This is a genomic window from Streptomyces sp. NPDC054840 (genome assembly GCF_053611065.1).
Genome location: NZ_JBSGZP010001085.1, coordinates 1 through 1,498 on the forward strand (window position 1 = coordinate 1; position 1,498 = coordinate 1,498).

The following is a 1,498-nucleotide window of genomic DNA, read 5'->3' on the forward strand; positions in this document are numbered from 1 at the left end:
TCTGCGTACAGCTGTGCGGCTACGCCGACTTCTCGTGCGGGCCCTGGTCCTTCGGGACGATCCGGGGGACCAGCGTCGGGTTGACGTTGGAGCGGACCACGTCCGAGGTGATGACCACGCGGGCCACGTCCTTGCGGGACGGGACCTCGTACATCACCGACATCAGGACCTCTTCCATGATGGCGCGCAGGCCGCGCGCGCCCGTCTGGCGGAGGATCGCCTGGTCCGCGATGGCCTCCAGCGCCTCGCGCTCGAAGTCCAGCTCCACACCGTCGAGTTCGAACAGCCGCTGGTACTGCTTCACCAGCGCGTTGCGCGGCTCGATCAGGATCTGGAGCAGGGCCTCGCGGTCCAGGTTGTGCACGGAGGTCAGCACGGGGAGGCGGCCGATGAACTCGGGGATCATCCCGAACTTCACCAGGTCCTCCGGCATGACCTCCTGGAACTGGTCGCTGGCCTCGATCTCGCGCTTCGAGCGGATCGTGGCCCCGAAGCCGATGCCCTTGGCACCCGCGCGCGACTCGATGATCTTCTCCAGGCCGGCGAAGGCGCCGCCCACGATGAAGAGCACGTTCGTCGTGTCGATCTGGATGAACTCCTGGTGCGGATGCTTCCGGCCGCCCTGCGGCGGTACGGAGGCCGTCGTGCCTTCCAGGATCTTCAGGAGGGCCTGCTGTACGCCCTCACCGCTCACGTCGCGCGTGATCGACGGGTTCTCGCTCTTGCGGGCCACCTTGTCGATCTCGTCGATGTAGATGATCCCGGTCTCGGCCTTCTTGACGTCGTAGTCGGCCGCCTGGATCAGCTTCAGCAGGATGTTCTCGACGTCCTCGCCGACATACCCGGCCTCCGTCAGCGCCGTCGCGTCGGCGATGGCGAAGGGGACGTTCAGCATGCGGGCGAGGGTCTGCGCCAGCAGCGTCTTGCCCGAGCCCGTGGGGCCCAGCAGCAGGATGTTGGACTTGGCGAGCTCGATCGCGTCGTCGCGGCCCTGCGCGCCGCCGTTCTCGCCGGCCTGCACCCGCTTGTAGTGGTTGTAGACCGCTACCGAGAGCGCCTTCTTCGCCGGCTCCTGGCCGACGACGTAGCTCTCCAGGAACTCGTAGATCTCACGGGGCTTGGGGAGTTCCTCCCACCGGACCTCGGAGGTCTCCGCGAGCTCCTCTTCGATGATCTCGTTGCAGAGGTCGATGCACTCGTCGCAGATGTAAACACCGGGTCCTGCGATGAGCTTCTTCACCTGCTTCTGGCTCTTTCCGCAGAACGAGCACTTGAGCAGATCGCCGCCGTCACCGATGCGTGCCACGAGGTGCTTCCCCTTCGCCTGGGAGACGCCTGGTTCAGCGCTCCTGGTGCCTCATATCCGACGGTACCTTGCCGGGGGGGCCGGGCGGGGGCCCCCCCTCCTGGTGTTAAAAAGCAAAAACACCGCCCGGCACAACCCCACCAGTGGGACTGATAAAGCCCAGCTGTGCATAAGGGTTGTGTTGATATAGTG

At 65.6% G+C, this 1,498-nt stretch carries 1 protein-coding gene; it reads right to left on the reverse strand.

Going from position 1 to position 1,498, the window contains the following annotated elements; all coding sequences use genetic code 11:
- Positions 1-19: 19 nt before the first annotated feature.
- Positions 20-1,306 (reverse strand): ATP-dependent Clp protease ATP-binding subunit ClpX, encoded by a 1,287-nt coding sequence (gene clpX, locus ACWGIU_RS37730; RefSeq protein WP_301371147.1) that lies wholly within the window; start codon positions 1,304-1,306, stop codon positions 20-22.
- Between the last annotated feature and the right edge of the window lie 192 nt (positions 1,307-1,498).